The organism is Pseudovibrio sp. W64 (genome assembly GCF_001623145.1).
Taxonomy (GTDB): domain Bacteria; phylum Pseudomonadota; class Alphaproteobacteria; order Rhizobiales; family Stappiaceae; genus Pseudovibrio.
Genome location: NZ_LMCI01000034.1, coordinates 1 through 18,861 on the forward strand (window position 1 = coordinate 1; position 18,861 = coordinate 18,861).

The 18,861-nt window shown below is 50.4% G+C and carries 24 protein-coding genes and 1 tRNA gene; 12 read left to right on the forward strand and 13 right to left on the reverse strand.

Annotated elements, in window-relative coordinates; all coding sequences use genetic code 11:
- Window positions 1–253 precede the first annotated feature (253 nt).
- The 4 genes from gpt to PsW64_RS14455 all read right to left on the reverse strand — a co-directional run bounded on the left by gpt (window position 254) and on the right by PsW64_RS14455 (window position 3,200).
- Window positions 254–757, reverse strand: coding sequence for a xanthine phosphoribosyltransferase (gpt, locus tag PsW64_RS14440; protein WP_057462537.1), 504 nt, complete (start codon window positions 755–757; stop codon window positions 254–256).
- 10 nt (window positions 758–767) lie between these two features.
- Window positions 768–1,508 (reverse strand): competence/damage-inducible protein A, encoded by a 741-nt coding sequence (locus PsW64_RS14445; protein ID WP_063304062.1) that lies wholly within the window; start codon window positions 1,506–1,508, stop codon window positions 768–770.
- Window positions 1,509–1,656: 148 nt separating this feature from the next.
- Window positions 1,657–2,856, reverse strand: coding sequence for an FAD-dependent oxidoreductase (locus tag PsW64_RS14450; protein ID WP_063304063.1), 1,200 nt, complete (start codon window positions 2,854–2,856; stop codon window positions 1,657–1,659).
- A gap of 98 nt (window positions 2,857–2,954) precedes the next feature.
- Window positions 2,955–3,200 carry a zinc-finger domain-containing protein gene (locus tag PsW64_RS14455; RefSeq protein WP_063304152.1) on the reverse strand — a complete coding sequence of 82 codons (246 nt, stop codon included), beginning with the start codon at window positions 3,198–3,200 and terminating at the stop codon, window positions 2,955–2,957.
- Window positions 3,201–3,490: 290 nt separating this feature from the next.
- Between PsW64_RS14455 and PsW64_RS14460 the strand changes: the two genes are divergently transcribed.
- The 6 genes from PsW64_RS14460 (at window position 3,491) to PsW64_RS14485 (ending at window position 7,622) form a co-directional block, all read left to right on the forward strand.
- On the forward strand, window positions 3,491–4,243 hold the full coding sequence (locus tag PsW64_RS14460; protein WP_063297991.1) for an alpha/beta fold hydrolase: 753 nt from the start codon (window positions 3,491–3,493) through the stop codon (window positions 4,241–4,243).
- Entirely contained in the window at window positions 4,240–5,112 is an 873-nt protein-coding gene (locus PsW64_RS14465) for an alpha/beta fold hydrolase (protein WP_063289537.1), read from the forward strand. Before PsW64_RS14460 ends, PsW64_RS14465 begins: the two co-directional genes overlap by 4 nt.
- Before the next feature lie 205 nt (window positions 5,113–5,317).
- On the forward strand, window positions 5,318–6,166 hold the full coding sequence (gene cysE, locus PsW64_RS14470; RefSeq protein ID WP_063289536.1) for a serine O-acetyltransferase: 849 nt from the start codon (window positions 5,318–5,320) through the stop codon (window positions 6,164–6,166).
- An 82-nt stretch (window positions 6,167–6,248) separates the two neighbouring features.
- Window positions 6,249–6,464, forward strand: a complete 216-nt coding sequence (locus PsW64_RS14475) for a DUF3126 family protein (RefSeq protein ID WP_063289535.1) — start codon at window positions 6,249–6,251, stop codon at window positions 6,462–6,464.
- A 260-nt stretch (window positions 6,465–6,724) separates the two neighbouring features.
- Entirely contained in the window at window positions 6,725–7,039 is a 315-nt protein-coding gene (locus PsW64_RS14480) for a DUF6949 family protein (protein ID WP_063289534.1), read from the forward strand.
- Window positions 7,040–7,094: 55 nt separating this feature from the next.
- Window positions 7,095–7,622, forward strand: coding sequence for a gamma carbonic anhydrase family protein (locus PsW64_RS14485; RefSeq protein ID WP_063289533.1), 528 nt, complete (start codon window positions 7,095–7,097; stop codon window positions 7,620–7,622).
- A gap of 78 nt (window positions 7,623–7,700) precedes the next feature.
- Here PsW64_RS14485 and PsW64_RS14490 read toward each other — a convergent pair whose 3' ends face one another.
- The 3 genes from PsW64_RS14490 to PsW64_RS14500 all read right to left on the reverse strand — a co-directional run bounded on the left by PsW64_RS14490 (window position 7,701) and on the right by PsW64_RS14500 (window position 10,118).
- Window positions 7,701–8,321, reverse strand: coding sequence for a transglutaminase-like cysteine peptidase (locus PsW64_RS14490; protein WP_063300844.1), 621 nt, complete (start codon window positions 8,319–8,321; stop codon window positions 7,701–7,703).
- A gap of 367 nt (window positions 8,322–8,688) precedes the next feature.
- On the reverse strand, window positions 8,689–9,324 hold the full coding sequence (locus tag PsW64_RS14495; protein WP_057462526.1) for a PilZ domain-containing protein: 636 nt from the start codon (window positions 9,322–9,324) through the stop codon (window positions 8,689–8,691).
- Between the two features lie 104 nt (window positions 9,325–9,428).
- Window positions 9,429–10,118 (reverse strand): PAS domain-containing protein, encoded by a 690-nt coding sequence (locus PsW64_RS14500; RefSeq protein ID WP_057462525.1) that lies wholly within the window; start codon window positions 10,116–10,118, stop codon window positions 9,429–9,431.
- Window positions 10,119–10,584: 466 nt separating this feature from the next.
- Here PsW64_RS14500 and PsW64_RS14505 point away from each other — a divergent pair, with 466 nt between their 5' ends.
- Complete coding sequence (locus PsW64_RS14505; RefSeq protein WP_063289532.1) at window positions 10,585–11,355, forward strand: rhomboid family intramembrane serine protease; 771 nt, start codon at window positions 10,585–10,587, stop codon at window positions 11,353–11,355.
- A gap of 164 nt (window positions 11,356–11,519) precedes the next feature.
- Window positions 11,520–11,951, forward strand: a complete 432-nt coding sequence (locus PsW64_RS14510) for a CBS domain-containing protein (protein WP_057462523.1) — start codon at window positions 11,520–11,522, stop codon at window positions 11,949–11,951.
- Window positions 11,952–12,037: 86 nt separating this feature from the next.
- Here PsW64_RS14510 and PsW64_RS14515 read toward each other — a convergent pair whose 3' ends face one another.
- From PsW64_RS14515 to folE, 3 genes are all read right to left on the reverse strand, one after another.
- Entirely contained in the window at window positions 12,038–13,051 is a 1,014-nt protein-coding gene (locus PsW64_RS14515) for a patatin-like phospholipase family protein (RefSeq protein ID WP_063289531.1), read from the reverse strand.
- 98 nt (window positions 13,052–13,149) lie between these two features.
- Window positions 13,150–13,620 (reverse strand): phosphoribosyl-AMP cyclohydrolase, encoded by a 471-nt coding sequence (hisI, locus tag PsW64_RS14520; protein ID WP_063289530.1) that lies wholly within the window; start codon window positions 13,618–13,620, stop codon window positions 13,150–13,152.
- A gap of 34 nt (window positions 13,621–13,654) precedes the next feature.
- Window positions 13,655–14,287, reverse strand: a complete 633-nt coding sequence (gene folE, locus PsW64_RS14525) for a GTP cyclohydrolase I FolE (RefSeq protein ID WP_063304064.1) — start codon at window positions 14,285–14,287, stop codon at window positions 13,655–13,657.
- Window positions 14,288–14,702: 415 nt separating this feature from the next.
- Here folE and PsW64_RS14530 point away from each other — a divergent pair, with 415 nt between their 5' ends.
- Entirely contained in the window at window positions 14,703–15,137 is a 435-nt protein-coding gene (locus tag PsW64_RS14530; RefSeq protein ID WP_063304065.1) for an iron-sulfur cluster assembly scaffold protein, read from the forward strand.
- A 56-nt stretch (window positions 15,138–15,193) separates the two neighbouring features.
- Entirely contained in the window at window positions 15,194–15,502 is a 309-nt protein-coding gene (gene yidD / locus PsW64_RS27155; RefSeq protein WP_200962240.1) for a membrane protein insertion efficiency factor YidD, read from the forward strand.
- A gap of 15 nt (window positions 15,503–15,517) precedes the next feature.
- Here the strand turns inward: yidD and PsW64_RS14535 are convergent, their stop codons facing one another.
- Both PsW64_RS14535 and PsW64_RS14540 read right to left on the reverse strand, forming a co-directional pair.
- The gene (locus tag PsW64_RS14535; protein ID WP_063304066.1) at window positions 15,518–16,072 is read right to left on the reverse strand and encodes a hypothetical protein; all 555 of its coding nucleotides are present in this window, start codon (window positions 16,070–16,072) and stop codon (window positions 15,518–15,520) included.
- 48 nt (window positions 16,073–16,120) lie between these two features.
- Window positions 16,121–16,420, reverse strand: a complete 300-nt coding sequence (locus PsW64_RS14540) for a hypothetical protein (protein ID WP_063304067.1) — start codon at window positions 16,418–16,420, stop codon at window positions 16,121–16,123.
- 350 nt (window positions 16,421–16,770) lie between these two features.
- Here PsW64_RS14540 and PsW64_RS14545 point away from each other — a divergent pair.
- Window positions 16,771–16,855, forward strand: a tRNA-Tyr gene (locus PsW64_RS14545).
- 39 nt (window positions 16,856–16,894) lie between these two features.
- A complete protein-coding gene (locus PsW64_RS14550; RefSeq protein WP_063297978.1) occupies window positions 16,895–17,317 on the forward strand; it encodes an ASCH domain-containing protein in 423 nt (140 codons plus the stop codon).
- Here the strand turns inward: PsW64_RS14550 and PsW64_RS14555 are convergent.
- Entirely contained in the window at window positions 17,314–18,654 is a 1,341-nt protein-coding gene (locus tag PsW64_RS14555; RefSeq protein WP_208980799.1) for a glycosyltransferase family 4 protein, read from the reverse strand. The genes PsW64_RS14550 and PsW64_RS14555 overlap by 4 nt on opposite strands.
- Window positions 18,655–18,861: the final 207 nt, after the last annotated feature.

Genomic DNA, 18,861 nt, shown 5'->3' on the forward strand with positions numbered 1-18,861 from the left:
CCAGCCCACGACACGCTGACGGACGGTCCGCCAGCTGCCCGTCACGTGGGCATGAAGTTAGTATGGGGGCACATTTGAGCAAGGGGGATAAGTTTGTCTAAGATAGCCGCTAGTCCGATGTTATTCATCGCTTCGTCTCGTGCTGCCAAAATGCATTCGTGAAGGTTGGATCATTACCGGCTTATGAACGGAAAAAGCCCCGGCGGTGAGGTCGAGGCTTTTGAAACTCTTATGCAGAATTCCGGTGGGCTGATTAGCCTGCGGTATCTTTAGAGATTGGCGGCTGGAACTGCATGCCCAGATCCCATGGGAAGTACACCCAGGTATCCTGAGAAACTTCAGTCACAATGGTATCAGCCAGATCGCGACCCATTGGCTTGGCGTAGACGGTTGCAAAGTGTGCTTTTGGCAGCATTTCGCGAACAACTTTTGCAGTCTTACCGGTGTCGACCAGATCGTCGATGATGAGAATGCCTTCACCACCTTCAGAGCCGACCACTTTCGGGTCGATTGGCTTGATGACCTTCAACTCACCCTGATCGTCGTAGTCGTGGTAAGATGCAATGCAAACTGTTTCGATGGTGCGAACACCCAATTCGCGCGCAATAATGCCAGCTGGAACAAGGCCACCACGTGTGATGGCTACAATCGCTGTAAATTCGCCTTTGTCGGCGAGGCGCCAAGAGAGGGCACGGCAATCGCGGTGGAATTGGTCCCAAGAGACCGGGAATGCTTTGGATTGCTGCTGATTATCCATGTGTCTTCTTTCAAAGAAATTTTGTCTTTGCAGCTTCTACGGCTGCTCGGACGGCTTCACTGGCCTGTTCCAGTACATCATTTGACCTAGATCGCACAACAACCTGTGTGGAAAATACTCCATCTTTTGACTGCGGATAGGAGCCAATTGAGGTTTCGGGGAAGTTTTTCTGGATTTCCCCTAGGTCTGTGGCAATGCGACTCTCAGGAAGAGAGGCCTCAATAGTCACAGAAAGCATCTTTTGACTGGTTTCCAGTGTTGGTGCGATGGCATCGACCATGGATTGCATGATGGCCGGTACACCTGCCATGACGTGCACGTTTTCCATTCTGAAGCCGGGTGCGATGGACACCTTGTTTTCAATCAGGTCGGCGCCATCAGGCAGGCGGGCCATGCGCTTGCGGGCAGGGGTAAAGTTCTCAGCGCCGTAGTGATCTTCCAGAAGCTTGTAAGCGCGTGGGTCCAGATCAATTGAGACACCGAAAGCTTTCGCGATGGCATCTGCTGTGATGTCATCGTGTGTCGGGCCGATCCCGCCGGATGTGAACACGTAGGTGTATTCTGCGCGTAGAGCGTTGACGGCTTCGACGATCTTATCTTCTACGTCAGGCACGACACGCACTTCAGACAGGTCGATGCCGATATCCGTGAGATAGCTTGCCAGAAAGCCGATGTTTTTATCTTTGGTGCGGCCAGACAGGATTTCATCGCCAATAACGACATATCCCGCTGTGATGATCTTATTGGTCATGGCTTTCTGTATTCCTGAAATATGGGTGGCTTTAACAGCCAGAGCGTGCCGCGTTCATCTGCATTCACGCGCCAAGCTATAGCTGCTTATTTTTATGCGCATTTTTACCCGAAAACCGGACCCACTTTTCGGGAACATGTATCAGTTTTTAGTCGGTATGGTCTTCCGGCGTCCATTCATAGATCCAGTTAAACCGATCAAGAAGCTGACTTGGGGTGTTGGAGCGCATGACGAGATCTCGTGCAATACGAAGAGGGAAGCCCATATGGTAGACCCAGTCATTCCACTTAACGAGCTTGCTCATTTTCTCAATGCGTGGACGGCGGGCAGTCTCATAGGCTTGCAGGGCCTGCGGTGTTGCGCCGTGTTTGTCGACCATTTTGGACAGGACTGCAGCATCTTCGATTGCCATTGCAGCGCCTTGAGCTGAAAATGGCAGGATCGCGTGGGCGGCGTCGCCGATAAGTGTCACAGGGCCCTGGGTCCATGCAGGGCGGGTGTCGACCTCGCACAATGACCATCGGGTCCATGTTTCCGGCAGGTAGACCAGACGCAAGGCCTCTGGAGCCCAGTTGCGAAAGTGCTTGCGGACATGATCACTGCCAACCGGTTGGGACCAGCTGTCTTCTTCCCAGTCTTCCCTCGTGATGGCGACGATGTTGAGCAGCTTGCCATTCTTTACTGGATACTGAACCAGATGGGCGTCACGAGCGAGCCACAGGCCCGAGGTGCTCAGGAGAGGTTCCAGATTGAAGGGCGGCTTTGCTGTTGCTCTGTAGGCTACGAAACCGGTGTGTTTGGCTGGTGCGCCACCCAATGTGGTCTGGCGGATGCTTGAACGGACACCGTCGGCGCCGATGAGCAAGTCAAACTGATCCGGTATACCTGCAAGAGCTTCTGAGAAAGCCGCTCCCTTGAGCGTGACAGTGTCACCGTTGATTTCGGCGGATTCTACCTTGGTATCCAGCCGCAGAGTGACTTCCGGTGTGTTCTGGACAGCTTCCAGTAACAGCTGTTGCAGATCTGCCCGGTGGATCACATAGTATGGCGCGCCATAGCGGTCTTCAGCAATGCGACCAAGCGGAACGGTGGCAAGTTGTGAGCCATCCTGACCGGAGCGTATATTGACGCTGGCAGGAGAGACGGCTCTGGACATGAGTGCAGGGCCTAAGCCAAGAGCCTGCAAACATCTCATTGCATTGGGAGATAGCTGAATTCCCGCGCCGACTTCGGAAAGCTCTGGGGCAGCGTCGAACAGGAAAACACTGTGGCCCTTACGGGCAAGGTATAACGCAGCTGTAAGTCCGGCGATCCCGGCTCCTGCGATAGCAATATTTTTTGGTATCATTACGCAGCTTGCCTGCCGTGCTTTGCCTGAGGTTATTGGGATCAGGCAAAGCAATGAGATTACGGTTTATTCGTTTTATCGATCAGATGACGCGGTTGTTAGGCCGCATCAGGTGCCCAGGCGCAGTCAGCCGGATTAGATTCTGCAGAACCGAGTGCAGCATCGTAGTGGTAAAGCGTTGAGCAGTATGGGCAGATTATGTTGTCATCAGCACCCATGTCGAGGAAGACGTGTGGGTGGTCCTGTGGGGGGCGTGCGCCAATGCACATAAATTCTTTGGTGCCGATTTTAATGGCGTCAACGCCATTGGTGTTGTGAAAGTGGGGTACGACTTTACCGGCCATTTTTTCGCCAAGCTCCATGGAACAAAAATTTGCCGCCGACATTAAATTGGTTCTGGTTAAAAAGACAGTTTTTCTCGCTGATTGATTGCCTTGAGATCGATGCGGTCCACAACTGTACTGCGTTTTTTCACCTAGGACCGAGGTTTTACCGCGGAACTGGTGTTGTCTCAGCCTCTGTGAATAGTTGATGGACTAGTCCAAATTGATAGTTCTTTGGTCTTTTCTTTCTCCACCCTTACATTTACCCTCCCATGACCCCATAGTTTTCCTTTACGTAAACGTTAGGTAATATGCCAATATTCAATAATAATGATCACCCTATCGCTTATCTTGATGAAGGAGAGGGCGACCCGATCCTGCTGATCCACGGATTCGCATCCAACAAGTTCGTCAACTGGGTGTATCCCGGCTGGGTTGATTTGTTGGTGAAGGATGGCCGCCGTGTGATTGCGATTGATAATCGTGGTCATGGTGAAAGCTACAAGTACTACAATGCAGAGGATTATGGCGCTCCGGTTATGGCCGAAGATGCGCTGAAACTGCTGGATCATCTCTATATCGATAAGGCGGACTTGCTTGGCTATTCCATGGGCACCCGCATTTCTGCGTTTTGTGCGCTGCAAGCACCGGACCGGGTGCGCTCGCTGTCGCTTGGCGGGATGGGGTATGGGTTGATTTCTGGTGTTGGTAATCCTGAGCCAATCATTGAAGGGTTGTTGGCTGACAAGATCTCTGATGTGAAAGACCGGACGGGTCGTGCCTTCAGAGCCTTTGCCGAGCAGACCAAATCAGACCGGCGTGCGCTGGCAGCGTGTATGCAGTCAGCCCGGAAGCCTATTTCTGAGGATATGGTATCTAAGATTACGGCGCCGACACTTGTTGCTGTTGGTACAAACGATGACGTGGCCGGTGATCCAAAGGCGCTTGCTGACCTTATGCCGAATGCCAGTTATCTGGAGATTACCAACCGGGACCATATGACCGCTGTTGGCGACAAGATTTTCAAAAAAGGCACATTAGAGTTTTTGGAGCAATTTTCATGAATAGAGGCACCCACGAATTTATCGGAGCCGACGGCAACCGCATTGTTGCAGACCGGTTCGGCTCAAAAGGCCAGCCGGTGATGATGATGCATGGTGGCGGGCAGACGAGACATTCGTGGGGCAAGACTGCTGAGATGATCGCCAATGCAGGTATGCAGGCGTTCTGTCTTGATATGCGTGGACACGGTGACAGTGCGTGGGTTGAAGGGGAGAAGTACTTCTTTTCTGACTTCGGTGCAGATGTTGCTGCAGCTGCCGCGCAAATCTATGAGGAAACCGGTTTCAAGCCAATTGCGATCGGTGCCTCATTAGGTGGTCTTGCGTCTATTCTGGCTGAGGGGGCTTTGCGTCCTGGCGTTCTGGCTGGCGTTATTCTGGTTGACGTGACCCCGCGCCTAGATGAAGGCGGGGTGAGCAAGATCCTGTCGTTTATGGCTGAAAAGGTTGAGGACGGGTTTGGCAGTGTGGAAGAAGCGGCGGACATGATTGCCTCTTATCTTCCGCATCGAAAGCGGCCCAAGACATTGGACGGCCTTTCGAAAAACCTGCGTTTACGGGATGATGGGCGCTATCGCTGGCACTGGGACCCTCGCTTTATCACGCATCACGCTGATCGTGCTGATATGAAAGACAAGGTACAGAGTGAGCTGTTGGAGGCAGCGGCTAATCTCAAAGTGCCGAGTATGCTTGTTCGTGGAGCGGCATCAGAGCTTGTGAAACAGAGCCATGTAGATGAATTTCTCGCATTGGTTCCCCATGCACAATTCACAGATGTGAAAGAAGCTGGTCATATGGTGGCAGGCGATGTGAATGATATTTTCACTGCTGCGATCATGCCATTTTTAAAAGAGTACCAAGCGGCAGCTTAAAATTAGAACCGGTTTCTGATTTTTGAAAGAAATGTAGGTTCACTTTCTAATTGCCAATGCAGGTTTGGTACGCGCTTTCTCTAATGGCAATACTGCGTGATGTACTATAGGCGGATAATTCATAGTGAGTGGGTGGGGCTTGGATCGAGACAGTCTGCACCTATGTAAGGTTGAATAGGTCCTATCCATAAAGGAACGCTCTTTCATGGTGCAATTTTCTTCAAGTAGCCCCAAGGAGTTCGCATCGCATGATCCTGTTTGGGATCGCGTGAAAGCCGAAGCCCAGGCGATGGCCAGCTCTGAGCCAGCACTTGCGTCTTTTGTTTACGAGACGGTGCTGAACCACTCTTCTCTAGAGGAAGCGATTGTGCATCGTGTGGCTGACCGGTTAGGCCATGTGGTTGTCTCTTCTTCTCTTATCCGCCAGACTTATCTGGATGTTCTGGATCAGGCTCCTGATATTGTTCAGGCCTTCCGTGTTGATTTGGGTGCTGTTTTTGATCGTGATCCTGCCTGTGACCGATTCCTGGAACCTTTGCTTTATTTCAAAGGGTTCCATGCGCTGCAGACACACCGGTTAGCCAACTGGTTGTGGAAGCAGGGGCGAGAGGATTTCGCGCTTTACCTGCAAAGCCGTTGCTCTGAAGTGTTCCAGATGGATATTCATCCTCAGGTTCCAATCGGGCGGGGTGTTTTCTTTGACCATGGTACCGGCATTGTGGTTGGCGGAACTGCTGTGATTGAAGATGATGTCTCTATTCTGCAAGGTGTGACACTTGGTGGTACGGGCAAGGTCTCTGGCGACCGTCATCCGAAGATCCGTCAGGGCGTGCTGATTGGTGCAGGTGCCAAAGTTCTAGGCAATCTGGAAATTGGCCATTGCTCACGTGTTGCAGCAGGATCTGTGGTTCTTAAAGACGTTGATCCGTGCACGACTGTGGCGGGTGTTCCTGCCAAGGTTGTGGGTGAAGCTGGTTGCGACCAGCCGGCTCGTGCCATGGATCAAATGATCGGTCAAGGTCAAGGACTTTCCTCGCAAAACAAACAAGGATAAGCTAGTTTCCTAGGGTTGGCAGGACGATAAACTTGTATAGTTTGTGCCCCAAGTTTGAAGTGAAATTGGTAAGGAGACGGCTGTGAAGCCTGATGAAATTCGTAAGGTGCAAACCTACATGCGCAATACTTTCAAGTCGCCAGAACTTGAAGTGCGTGCGCGTCCTCGTAAAGATGATTCCGCAGAAGTATATATCAAGGATGAGTTTCTTGGCGTTATCTTCCGCGACGAGGAAGATGGCGAACTGAGCTGGAACTTCCAGATGGCTATCCTTGATATTGACGTGGAAGGCCTCTAAGGCTTCACGCAAAATCTGATTGATTTGAAGGGCTCCGTTTTGGGGCCCTTTTTGCATCAAAATGAGACTCTTGAAGGCTGTGGGCGTCCTGAATTGAAACGGGATGGAGTTTGTTCGCCTGCCTGAATTTCCTATGCGGATTTCATATGTAAATATTAACAGGAGGTTAACTCGAGGATAGCACGCGGCATAGGAATTGCTTTCAACTGCACAGTAACGCGTTTGAGCTGGATTGAGCCAGCTGAGAATGGGGGAAGTGCATGCTGGGCGATTTGTTGTTGGCCGCGTTTATAGCGGCTTCTGGTTTTGTGACCGCGGGAATTCTGGGTAGCTTCTATCACTTGGTGACTGGGGAGCCACCGCGATTTTTTGCTGAGATGAAAGGGCCGTTGTCCTGGCTTATTGTCGTCGGGTTATGGCTTGTTGCTGGTCCTTTTATATTTATGCGCAATGCGATCCAGGGTTATTACCGGGAGTCATTTAGCCCAAAGATGCTGGCCGCCGCAGGAGGGCTCACCGCTATGTGGAGTATTCTTTCCGGTACGTTTGTTTTGAGTTTTCTCTTGGCACTTTGAGCAAGCCATATGCTAGATTGCGCGGGATTTGATTTGTGCAATCTAGGAGAACCTTGTGCCTTTTTATAAGCTTGGAGACAGAAGCCCTAATGTTCCTGAAAATGGAAACTACTGGGTCGCGCCATGTGCAAGTCTGATTGGGCATGTGCAGCTGGATGAAGAAGCGAATATTTGGTTTGGCGCTGTTTTGCGTGGCGACAATGAGCTTATCCATATTGGTGCACGTTCCAACATTCAGGACGGATCGGTTCTTCATACAGATTTGGGGTATCCGCTGGTTGTTGGCGCAAACTGCACGGTTGGCCACAAGGCAATTTTGCATGGATGCACTGTGGGGGAGGGCTCGCTTATTGGAATGGGCGCGACAATCCTGAACGGTGCTAAGATTGGTAAGGGCTGTATTATAGGTGCAAATGCACTGGTTCCTGAAGGCAAGGTTATTCCAGATGGTTCTCTGGTTGTGGGAATGCCGGGGAAGGTGGTTCGTGAGTTGGATGATGAAGCACAGGCCATGCTTATCCGCTCAGCAGATGGCTACGTGATGAATGCACAGCGCTTTAAAGAGCAGCTGGTTGAACTCTGAAGCCATCACGATTTTTGAAAAACAAAACAAGCCGCGGCATTTTCCGCGGCTTTGTTGTTTGCCAAGACCTTAGCAGCTTTATTCTGGAATACTTGCAACGGTGGTGACGCGTTTATCCGAAATAGCAGACCAAGCAGAAGCATGGCGAGCGGACTGGCGTTTCACGTAGCGGTATGGGGTTGAATACCAAGGCAAGATTGAAGAGATCTGATTGTCGAGAATGAGATCTCCCTGATCAGTGCGCACGCTTAAGACAGCGTGCCCGCCGTTACTCAGGTCTTTCACGACCGTTATGAGCAGGGAGCTTGGCGGCCAGCCCAAGGCAATGAGTTGCCGCTGTTTTTCCAGAACGTACTCTTCGCAATCACCAGCACCCTGCGGGTATGTCCAGTATTCAGGCACTCCGAACAGTTGCTCGTCTGTTAGCGGGCGAACTTGTGTGTTGATTGAAGCGTTTACATCCAGCAATTCCTGCCAGCGCTCTTTGGTCAAGCGGACAACCAACGGCGTGTTGGTACCATAGCGACACTGTTGCGGGTAGTTTTGACAAAACTCAATATGACCAACGGGGGCAGTAGCTTGTCCGATAATTGGCATAAAGCGTCCTGGGACTTGCTCAGCGTGAGCTTGAGACAGGCTGATTAGTCCACCCAATGCGACCCCCAAAACACTTTTCGCGAACAGCTTATACTCAAACACAAGTAGCGCCCTCCAATCATGGCAGGCTCTACTTTCCTTCGCGCATTTTTATTTGGTTATAATCTTTAAAGTCAGTATTTAATCAAAATTGAGCAGTATTTAAATCAAGATTGAATATCAGTTAAATCAATATTTCTGAAAATAAGAGTCAATATTAATTCAAATTGTAATTATGCTAAGACTCCGCAGGAAACTGGAGTTTCTGATGAGACCTAACGAGAGTTTTATGGTTTAGTTACAGTTAATTAGAGAGTTGACATGTGAAGCTGTGTCAGCTGCATGTAATTCTCACTGCAAATATTTTTTTATAAATTTATCGAAAAGCTGAGGCTTAACCGTTGATAAGACAGGAATCGGTCTGGCTGGCTTAGCGCTTTTCAGCGTTGGAGATATGGTGCTCCAGCAGTTCCTTATTCTGGACGGTGGCGAATTCGACTGCGACGCCTTCTTCAAAGTGGCGAACGATCCGCGCACGCATCTTACCAAGCGTGATTGGTGTTCCAAGTGCCGGACGTACATCCGTCTTGAGTGCTGCGCCAGAGAGGGAGACATCCACAATGCGGCAGGCGTATTCTCTGCCGTCTGGCAAAATGATCTTCGTAATCGGATTCTTTGGAGTGAAGCGGTCAAATCTGCGATCTTCTGGCAGATTAAGCTCGTCTTTGTTGGCCAGCCAAGTCAGGACAGAAGCCAGCTTATCGCGCTTGCGTGCGCTGGCATTGAGCGTCATCGCGAAGCCGCCATCGATCTCGCGGACGATCTTTCCTTCAACGCGACCAATGTGATCGAGATAAGCGACCACGCGCTCGCCAACTTCGCCCATTACCGGAGAGATAAAGGCGGCGCCACCAGGTGACATGTTGACGACCTGGCAAGGGTACTCACGTCGGTTTTCCAGCATGAAACGGCCCAGCACGTTGATTTCAACGCGAGAAAAACGGCGTCTGTCAGGTGCTTTTGCTGCTAGTGCAGCAATTCTGTTGGTCGCTGTGCGCCCTGCCATTTTCCTAGGAATCCCGACTACGCGATTATTGACTAGTAGAAACTTGGGTCACACCCTAGGAAAACAAGGTTAACAGAATGGTAACTGTGGTGCGGAGTACAGGTTTATATTTTGCCCCCATCAACAACTCTAAGGTGTCCTACCTGTCGGCTGTTTGGAATTTCGACGGCCTTTGGTACTGCTGACCGTTGCAAGTGACTTCCACGGCTAACTCTTGGTTCCATTGAACTAACAGCGCGATGCGTTGGAGTTCCAAAATGTGGGACGCAGTCATTTTCGTCACTGAAGAGAGGTGCGTCTTCATCCGGCCAGATCAACCTCAGGCTGTTGACTTTTTGCTTGGAAATCGCCTGAACACCGAGCCAGAATGGACGCTTGAGCGGGGCCATACAGCCAAGAATACGCGTACAACCTTCCCCCTGAACACGGATTGGAAGGAGCAGGAGCTCCAGATCTACTGACTGGCCCATTTCAGTTGTGCCCGTGAAGCTGATCACAGCTGCAGCGCCATCCTGTGTTATCGCAGAAAGCATGGCTGTGACGGCTTGCTGGTCTTTCTCATCCCAGCCATCAAGGAAACTGCGGCCTTTCAGTTCACGGCAGAACAGGGAACATAATCGTGTCCCTGCAAGACGGAACCTGAAATTGTTCTGCTGTGCCAGTTCCAGAATAAACGTATCGCCCAAAACACTTTTGATTGCGGAAGGTTGAATATCGCCACGTTCGGGAGCTGGTCGTTCAGCCCGAATTTCGTCCCAGTATTCGAAGAGTATCCGTGATGCACCGTGTTTCATATTCCCGCCTTCCCCAGTCCGCTTATTGGGTTTTCCCATTGGGGTCAGTGTCCTTTTTATGGACAACTTTAACTATCCGCTGGTCTATGGTGGGGAATAAGCATGGAGCGTGCCAAGTTAGAAATATCATAAAAATTTAATAAAATATTAACCTTAATAAAGAGTTTAAGTTGTGCTGTTGGGGGGCTTGTATAATCTTGGTTGCAGTTGCCTCACCTGAACCCTTGAGGCCCTAAGAATTGAGCTATTGTTGGCGGTAAACCTAGGTTTTCAGCATTTCGTGTGCTGATAAAAAGTCGGGAAATCAAACGCCTAACGGGGAGAAGCTCCGATAAACCGTCAGCGCTTGGGGGAGTGCTGGCGGTTTATTGTTTTCATTTGATCCTTACATTTTGCGGCAAGCCTTGCGAAGCGTGCCAAGTTGTCTTAGTTCAAAATGGGACAATAATTTTGGATCTGTAATAAAATGAACCAATCCAATGAAGACCATATGGCACCTCACGGCCCCAACCTTCAGAGACCAGCGCGGGAGCCGATGTTCAATCTGCCAACCGTGGTTGTTGGACTGTCTCTGATCTTTATTGGGATACATCTGGTTCGTGCCTATGTGTTGACGCCCAACGCGGATTTGCAGACGCTGCTTTTATTTGCGTTCTGGCCTGTCCGATATCTTAGTGGTTTTATGGCTGAATATTCCTGGCCAGGAGAAACCGTTTCGGCGATCTGGAGTTTTCTGACCTACGGATTTTTGCATGGTAGCGTGCAGCATGTAGGTTTCAATGTGCTTTGGATGGCAGTGTTCGGGAGTGCTGTTGCACGACGTTTTGGTGCGACCCGTTTTCTGCTGCTCTCGGCTGTTTGCGCTGTTGCTGGCGCGGGGGCTCATCTTGCTACAAACTGGGGGCAGAGTATCCCGGTGATTGGTGCATCGGCGGCAGTTTCAGGGCAGATGGCAGCTTCCTTACGCTTTATCTTTGAAGCTGGTGGTCCGATGAGTTCGTTTCGGCGCTATGATAATGCAGCCTATTCTATTCCTGCCCGCCCTTTGATGGAGGCGTTGAGCGATCGTCGTGTCCTTACCTTTATTCTGGTATGGTTTGGCTTGAACTTCCTATTTGGCATGTGGTCCGCGCCAATTGCGGGTGAGGGCGTTAGTATTGCCTGGCAAGCTCACGTAGGTGGATTTATCGCTGGCTTGATCCTATTCCCATTATTGGATCCGATTAAACCGCGTTGAAGTGGAGCGTTTAATAGTTAGCTAACTACATATGTTAACAGCACCTAAGTTGGTGGCTAGGCAAGCATTGTTTTTTTGTGTCATGATGCCGTAGGGTTAGATTTGTTCTCTTCCTCTTTTTTCTCTGAGAAAGAAGGATGACATAAACAAACGAGGAGGTCGCCATGACAGTTGCTGCCATATTGAACGGCAAAGGGCGGGACGTTTTTACGGAACCGAGCACACGTAGTTTAAGCGAGATATGCGCAAGCCTTGGAGGCCGCCGCATAGGTGCGATTGTGTTGTGTGATCAGCCGGGTGTGATTGTTGGGATCGTGTCGGAGCGTGATGTGGTTAAGGCAATTTCCATGGAAGGAACTGATGCACTTGCACAACCCGTCAGTGACTACATGACTAAAGAAGTTGCCGTCTGTAACGAAACCGATTCCGTGAACGGTGTTATGGCGCGTATGACTGATGGGCGGTTCCGTCATATGCCAGTTGTGGAAGACGGAAAGCTCATCGGGCTGGTCTCGATCGGTGATATCGTGAAGTTCCGCATTGCTCAAGTTGAGCGTGAAGCAGAGGATCTGCGGAGTTACATTCAGGCCGTATGATCTGTGCCTAAACTGCTGTGCTTCTAAGGCACAGCAGTTCCATCCAGCCTATTTCTTATCAATACATTGTTGGTCAATGCACTTCATCAAGGCTGCATCTCTGCCAGTTGATGGAGTTCTGGGAGCGCACGGCATGTGGTTTCGTATCCAACGCGAATTGCTTCTTCACCACGATGGAAGTCGAAAAGACCCAGATGTGAGAGGCGCAGTGTCAGAATGTTGTCTGGTGGGTCTCCTGCAAGCCGTGAGCGCCCAATCCTGTCTTGAATGATATTGTAGCTGTCCATCATTACGCCGGAGATGCCCGGCAATCCTTTTGGCTTCCCACCGAATATTTGACGTCGCAAGACGCGCTTGATTGCGCCGCCCGGATCTTTTTGCAGCTTGCTATCGATCTCCGGGATCATGTCTTTCGGGATTGGGGGCAGTTCATGGACAACTGTAGAGCCTCGGCCGAATGTGTCGGAGTTGAGGTTGACTGCGATCACAGCTCGTGCGCCCATCGCGCGGCAAACTGAGACTGGGATTGGATTGACCAACGCACCGTCCACCAGCCAGCGGCCACCATATGCGACCGGCTCGAACACGCCGGGGAGGGAGGTGGAACACCGCATTGCCTGCGTGAGTGGACCCTTCTTTAACCAGATTTCGTGTCCGGTCCCAAGCTCCGTTGCAACTGCTGCAAAAGGTCGATCAAGATCCTCGATCATGATCCCGCCGAAGTGGTCTTCGAACAATGAGAGGACTTTTTTGCCTGAGATGAGGCCGGAACCGCCGAAGGAAAGGTCGACCATGCTGAAGACCCGGCGGCGAGAAAGCGACACAACCCACTCTTCGAGTTGGTCCAGCTTGCCGCAGAGATAACAGCCGCCGACAACAGCGCCAATAGACGTGCCTGCTATAAAGTCCGGCTGAATGCCTGCTTCTGAAAGGGCTTTAAGTACGCCAATATGCGCCCAACCACGAGCCGCACCACCGCCCAGAGCCAATCCGATACCTGGTGTGATCTCTGGCTCAGGTGTGGTGGGTGGTGTCTCAGACTCTTCTTCTACAGGCTGTTTGCTGTTTGGCCACAGAGGTAGATTTTGCAGCACTGCTATCTCCCCGACTGTCTTTCAACGGTTGAATAATCAAAATTACCTTGGGGTAACTATGCTATTTAAACCTATAAAAAGACTGAATCGGGGCACAGCGAAACCTACTGTTTTTTCCCGTAAACTTCTTGGGGGTCATATACCGGAGCGACTTCCGTCTTCTCCAGCCAAACGTCGCCTGTATCGTTGCTGTCCACTTTTCGGAAGAAGCAGGAGCGGTAGCCGACGTGACAGGTTGCGCCGTTGCCATGCACCTTGACGCGCAGCCATATGGCGTCCTGATCGCAATCGGTCCGGATTTCAATGACTTCCTGCACCTGGCCGGAAGTGCCGCCCTTTTTCCAGTATTCCTGTCTGGAGCGGCTCCAGTACCAAGCTTCGCCGGTTTCAATTGTACGACGCAGGCTCTCGGTGTTCATATAGCCCACCATGAGTAACTCACCGCTCTCGAAATCCGTAACTGCAGCTGCGATTAGGCCGTTATCGTCAAATTTTGGGCAGAGTTCATCACCCAGCTCAATTGCTTTTTTGTCAGCACGCGGCGCGAAGCCGTCGGCTTTAATATTCGTCGACATGAAATGCTCGAATTTTGTGATGAATGGTCCGAGCTTACGAACGGACCATTGTCATAAAGCGTACCTGTTCAGATGCGTTGTCTTCAAAAACACCAGAGAACCGGTTGGTGAGTGTTGATACACCCTGCTTTTGAATGCCACGCATAGACATGCACTGGTGTTCTGCCTCAATCATGACGGCGACGCCACGTGGAGCCAGATATTCTTCCAATGCCGTTGCGATCTGAACGGTCAGATGTTCCTGTGTCTGAAGGCGACGTGCGTAAATTTCTACAACACGTGCGATCTTGGACAGGCCGACCACAGCATGATCTGGATAATAAGCGATATGTGCTTTTCCGGTGAACGGCAGCACATGATGCTCACAGAAAGAAGTGAAAGAGATATCCTTCAGCAGTACAATATCATTGTAGCCGCCGACTTCTTCGAAGGTTCGTTCCAAGTGCTCGCGAGGATCTTCTTTGTATCCAGAGAAGAGATCTTCGTAGGCTTTTACCACGCGTTTTGGTGTATCCAGCAGTCCTTCACGTTCGGTGTCCTCACCGATCCATTGAAGAAGTACGCGTGCAGCAGCCTCAGCTTCAGCCCGGCTAGGGCGGTTGGGGAGCTTGTTGTCTTCTGTAGCCGTGGGATCGGTCTCTGTAACCGGTCTCAAAACAGCGTCCATATTATGTCTCCAACAATACGCAGTCGATGAGTGTAATTTAAGACATACTTCTCTTAAAAAAACACTGAACCCGCCATAGGTTCCTGCGCAACAACTATTTTTGTCGGCCTGTTTTCAGTCAGGCTCTTCCCATTGTCATACGCAAATCTATAGCTTACCTAAGGAGATGCGAGTATGGCGCAGGGTATAAACTACGACAACCCGTTTAGACAGCCAATAAATTGGCACCTATGGTTTCTTCTAGGTAATGTGTGCTAGATTGCGATATTCCGCTTTTGACCTCTAGCAAGGTCTCGGCAGCACCACCTATATAAGATAGATGTCTTGGTTAGGAAAGGGTCTTCCCTTACTACTGAGTGATCCAAGGTCGCTTTAAGTTATAAAGCGAGTGTCAGAATAGTAGCCAGAGTTTTGCATGTTGGACGACATTTACAATACTAAGATCCTTGAGTTTGCAGGGAATATCCCTTTGTTGGGACATCTCGATGCCCCGCAAGCTCAGGCAAAAGCACACTCGCGGCTTTGTGGTTCGACGGTGAGCGTTGAGGTTTGTGTAGCCGATGGTCTAATAACTTCATTTGCGCAGGACGTGAAAGCGTGCGCGCTTGGGCAAGCATCAGCCTCTATTTTAGGTCAGCATGTTATTGGGGCTTCACCCTCTGAAATTCGGGAGGCTTATGCGCAGCTCCATGCGATGTTGAAGGAAGGTGGACCACCGCCGAATGGTCGTTTTGCTGATCTGTCCTTCCTTGAACCGGTGCGCGATTATAAAGCGCGTCATGCGTCCACCATGCTTGCGTTTGAAGCCTTGGTGAAAGCGCTTGATGATGTTGAAGCTACCGTTGCTTAAGGCCAACTGAAATGTGTAAGCCCGAACCGCTCCCCAAAGTGAGGCCTGCCAGCCTGATGGCGCGGGTTGGGATCGGGCTTATTTGGATTTACCAACACAGTTTGTCGTTGATACTCGGGCGTGCGTGCCGTTATCAGCCTTCCTGCTCACATTATACAGCTGAAGCGATGGTGCGTTTCGGCTTTTGGCGTGGCGGTTGGATTGGGTTATCACGGATCATCCGTTGCAACCCATATGGAGCGAGCGGGTATGATCCTGTGCCTGCAAGTTTGCCCGAGCATTCCAGATGGTATCTGCCCTGGCGCTATGGGCACTGGACTGGACACCATATTGACCCCAAGACGCGCTTTGATCTGCCGGACTAGAAACCGTTCCTGTTGCTAAGGGCAGGTGAACTCGTTTTTCTCTTCTTCAGTTAGGACTGGCAAAACCGCGAACTCTCCTTCAATGGAGAGGTTTTCATAGGGCTGTGAGTTGATAACAACGCCGTATGCTTTTCCGCTGGCAGCATCTAATGTCCAAACCCATCCGAGATTGGATTCCTGCGGATTATCCTTCCAGGAGATTTGAGTAATTTCCGATGTGATCTGCTGCACAGTGTAGGTTGCAGATCCTTTGCTCTTGCCAAGTTTGGAGGTGGTGTTCCAGGCGAGTGCTTCACTGTTGCATATGAAGGTCGTGAATTTCTCCTCGATCGCCTCTGCGCCTTCCTTTGTAATAGTCCAGGCGAAATTCAATGATTTCCCTAACCATTGCTCGGCGGCTTTTGCAGTGGAAGCGCCACTTCCAGTTTCTGCGAGTGTATGGATGTCGCTTTGGAGGCTTTTGCTGGTTGGGACGGGCGGGCCATCTCCCGTAACCTGTGCAACTGCGACCAGACCAGATGAATGAATGAACAAGACTGCGCTTGCGCTCAGGATTGCTAAGGGTTTCATTGGGTTATCCTGTTTTCATTCTTGCCGCTGTTTGATTGAGTTCAAAGACTACTGAAAGAACTGCGACCAAAAACTTCCTTTGTCACTCTCGCTTTGCTCATTGTCAGTAGCGGTTGGATCAGTCGTCGGTTCGGATGGTACCGGCATGTCGTGCGGATTGCTCATTTGGTATTCCGGCATACCGCTCATCATGGATGGGTCTTCTTCTGCATTATCTGGTTCTGGTTCGACAGTTCCAGAGGTTCCAAGAGAGGGTTCAATAGATATCTGAGCGTGAGCAGGACGCGCTCCAGACGTGAGCGCAAACCCCATGACGACAAGATATGTGAAAAGCCAGTGCCTGCTCATTTGAATACCTTTGGATGATCAGTGTGGTGTGCACTCCAATACAGAAACTCATAATTTCGTTTGAAGATAATGGCTTAATGTAGAGTTGCGTCCAGCAACTTGCAGTGGTTCCGGGTTCTTGGCTTAATGAAAAGCTATCTGCCGGTGTTGAAATTCATGAAATTTTTGTGCGCGAAATACGTGATTTTGCCTAGGTGAGAGCTGCCTAGAGGCGTGTTGTTCACAGATTGAGGGCCAAAAACGTTTTTTCCTATGTTTTCCCAACCCAAATTTCAAAGGAGCGTTGACAAGAGGGGCTCAAATGAAGATAACCCGTCCTCACACGGCGCGGCCAACTTGGCCAATGCGACGGAGGAGTGCCCGAGTGGCTAAAGGGGGCGGACTGTAAATCCGCTGGCTATGCCTACGTTGGTTCGAATCCAACCTCCTCCACCATTTTTCTTTCATAAAATCAGTTTGTTACGGTAGAGATGCATGTCTATTGAAGGTTTTGAAGACCTCCCAAGTTATGCTTTTGGCGACAGCCCTGACCTTGCTGACAGCTTGCTTGAGCTTGTTCTGAATGGAACAAAGACGGCTACCTGTGGCGATCTGCTTTCCTATGAGAAAGAAGGGGAACCGCTTCCTCAGCCGGGTGATCAGTTCGTTATTCTTGATGGTAAGGGGCAAGCCGCTTGCGTCATTGAGATGGTTACGGTTGATGTGCGCCAGTTCGACGAGATTGATGAAATTTGGGCTGTGCTGGAAGGTGAAGGCGATCTTAGCCTTGAATTTTGGCAGGACGCGCATCGTGAATATTTTGAGCGGAACGGTGTCTTTGCTCAAGATATGAAGTTGGTTTGTGAGTATTTCCAGCTGGTAAAGATCTTCGAACGCGATCAAGCTAAGCCTAATTAAGTCTCTTCCAGTTTTTGTGAGATGCTCTCTGAGCCGGATGATCGCTTGTCCGGTGATGTGCTGTGGCTTTGAATAGCCTGCCAGATATCCTCTTTAACATTCTGCCATTGCCGGAGCTCAGCCCTTAAGGGTAGTTCTGCGCGTAAGGCGTCCTTGGTTTTTAATGTTGATTGGATCAGGGCGGCCAGTTCCTTAGCGTTGTGCGGGTCGAAATATCGGCAATGATCACCGCCAACTTCTGGAATGGAAGTGGCATTTGAGGCAAGCACAGGTGTCCCCATCCAAAGAGCTTCGCCGACGGGCAGGCCATATCCTTCAAACAAGCTCGGATACACCAGCGCAATTGCTTCTTTGTAAAGGGCGGTGAGCTCGGCTTGCGAGGGCGATTGGACAATCGTCACGTACTTGCCAATAGTCGTATATTGCTGATCTTTGTTGAGGCTTGCGAAGGCGCCATTTGGAATTGCGCCTGCACATATGAGCTGTGGCAGAGGTGTATCCTCATTGTGCTCCAGAATGTGCAAGTAAGCGTCAAAAACCAGCTTCGCATTTTTTCGGTATCTAATGTCACCTAACAGCAAAAAGAACCCATTCTCCGGGCGTTGTCTGAGCGGGTAGATCGGCTCTGTTTCCTGAAATTCATGAGCCAAATGGACAACGCTTGTGCTCTGAGGGGATGGGAGTTTCTGCTCTGCCAGGAATTTCAGCAGATCGCTTCTCGTATACTCAGAGTTTGCCAGAACATGCGGTCTTGTAGTGACAGTTCGCCTTAGATGTTCCAGCCAAAGTTTTGCGCCGAGATCTTCTTCAGGGTCGTTGAGACGCAAAGGAGAGATGTCATGGATCATGACGTAAACTGGTACATATGGTGCGCGGCTCTTTACATATTCTGTAAGCCGCCGGGCTTCTTCCAGATTTCCTAATGAAAGGAAAGGAGCGTCAATGTCGGAGAGTGGTTCTCCAAGCGCTTCTCCATCATAAGCTCCGATGGTTTCATCCGCGTGTGAGCGCAATGTATGCCGCAACCTGTGAAATAGTCCTTTGATTTTGCGGTTCCTGTATTTTTCAAGATGGAATGTTTTTACAGGAGCGCCCAGCAAGTCGGGCAGATATGCAGGGTTAAGGTCATCATCTTTAAATAGAGGATCGGCTTGCACACTCACATATTCGTTTGTTCGAGCGTCATGGCAGATGAAGGTGACTTCAAGGTCATCTTTATAAAAGCGTCTGGCTGTTTCATAGAGTGTTCTGGTGACGCCATTCGCCTGTAATGAGGTAGAGCGGTTCTGCCTCAAGGTGGTCAAATCAAAGTAGAGCTTTGGCTTTGGCGTCGTCATGCTCAGCTCCTGGTTGCTGGTAGAGTGTGCGTCATGCATTCCTTGTGATGGAGTTTGCGAATCCTGTTGTTGCAAACAGTATGCGGAGTGGGGAGGGGGAAGGCTAGCTAAACCCTTGCTAACCAGTGGTAATTCAAGGTGTGTAACCTGTCGATTAGGTGATCTCTCCCGAGGAAAACAGAGTTGGGTGCGCTTAAAATCATCTGG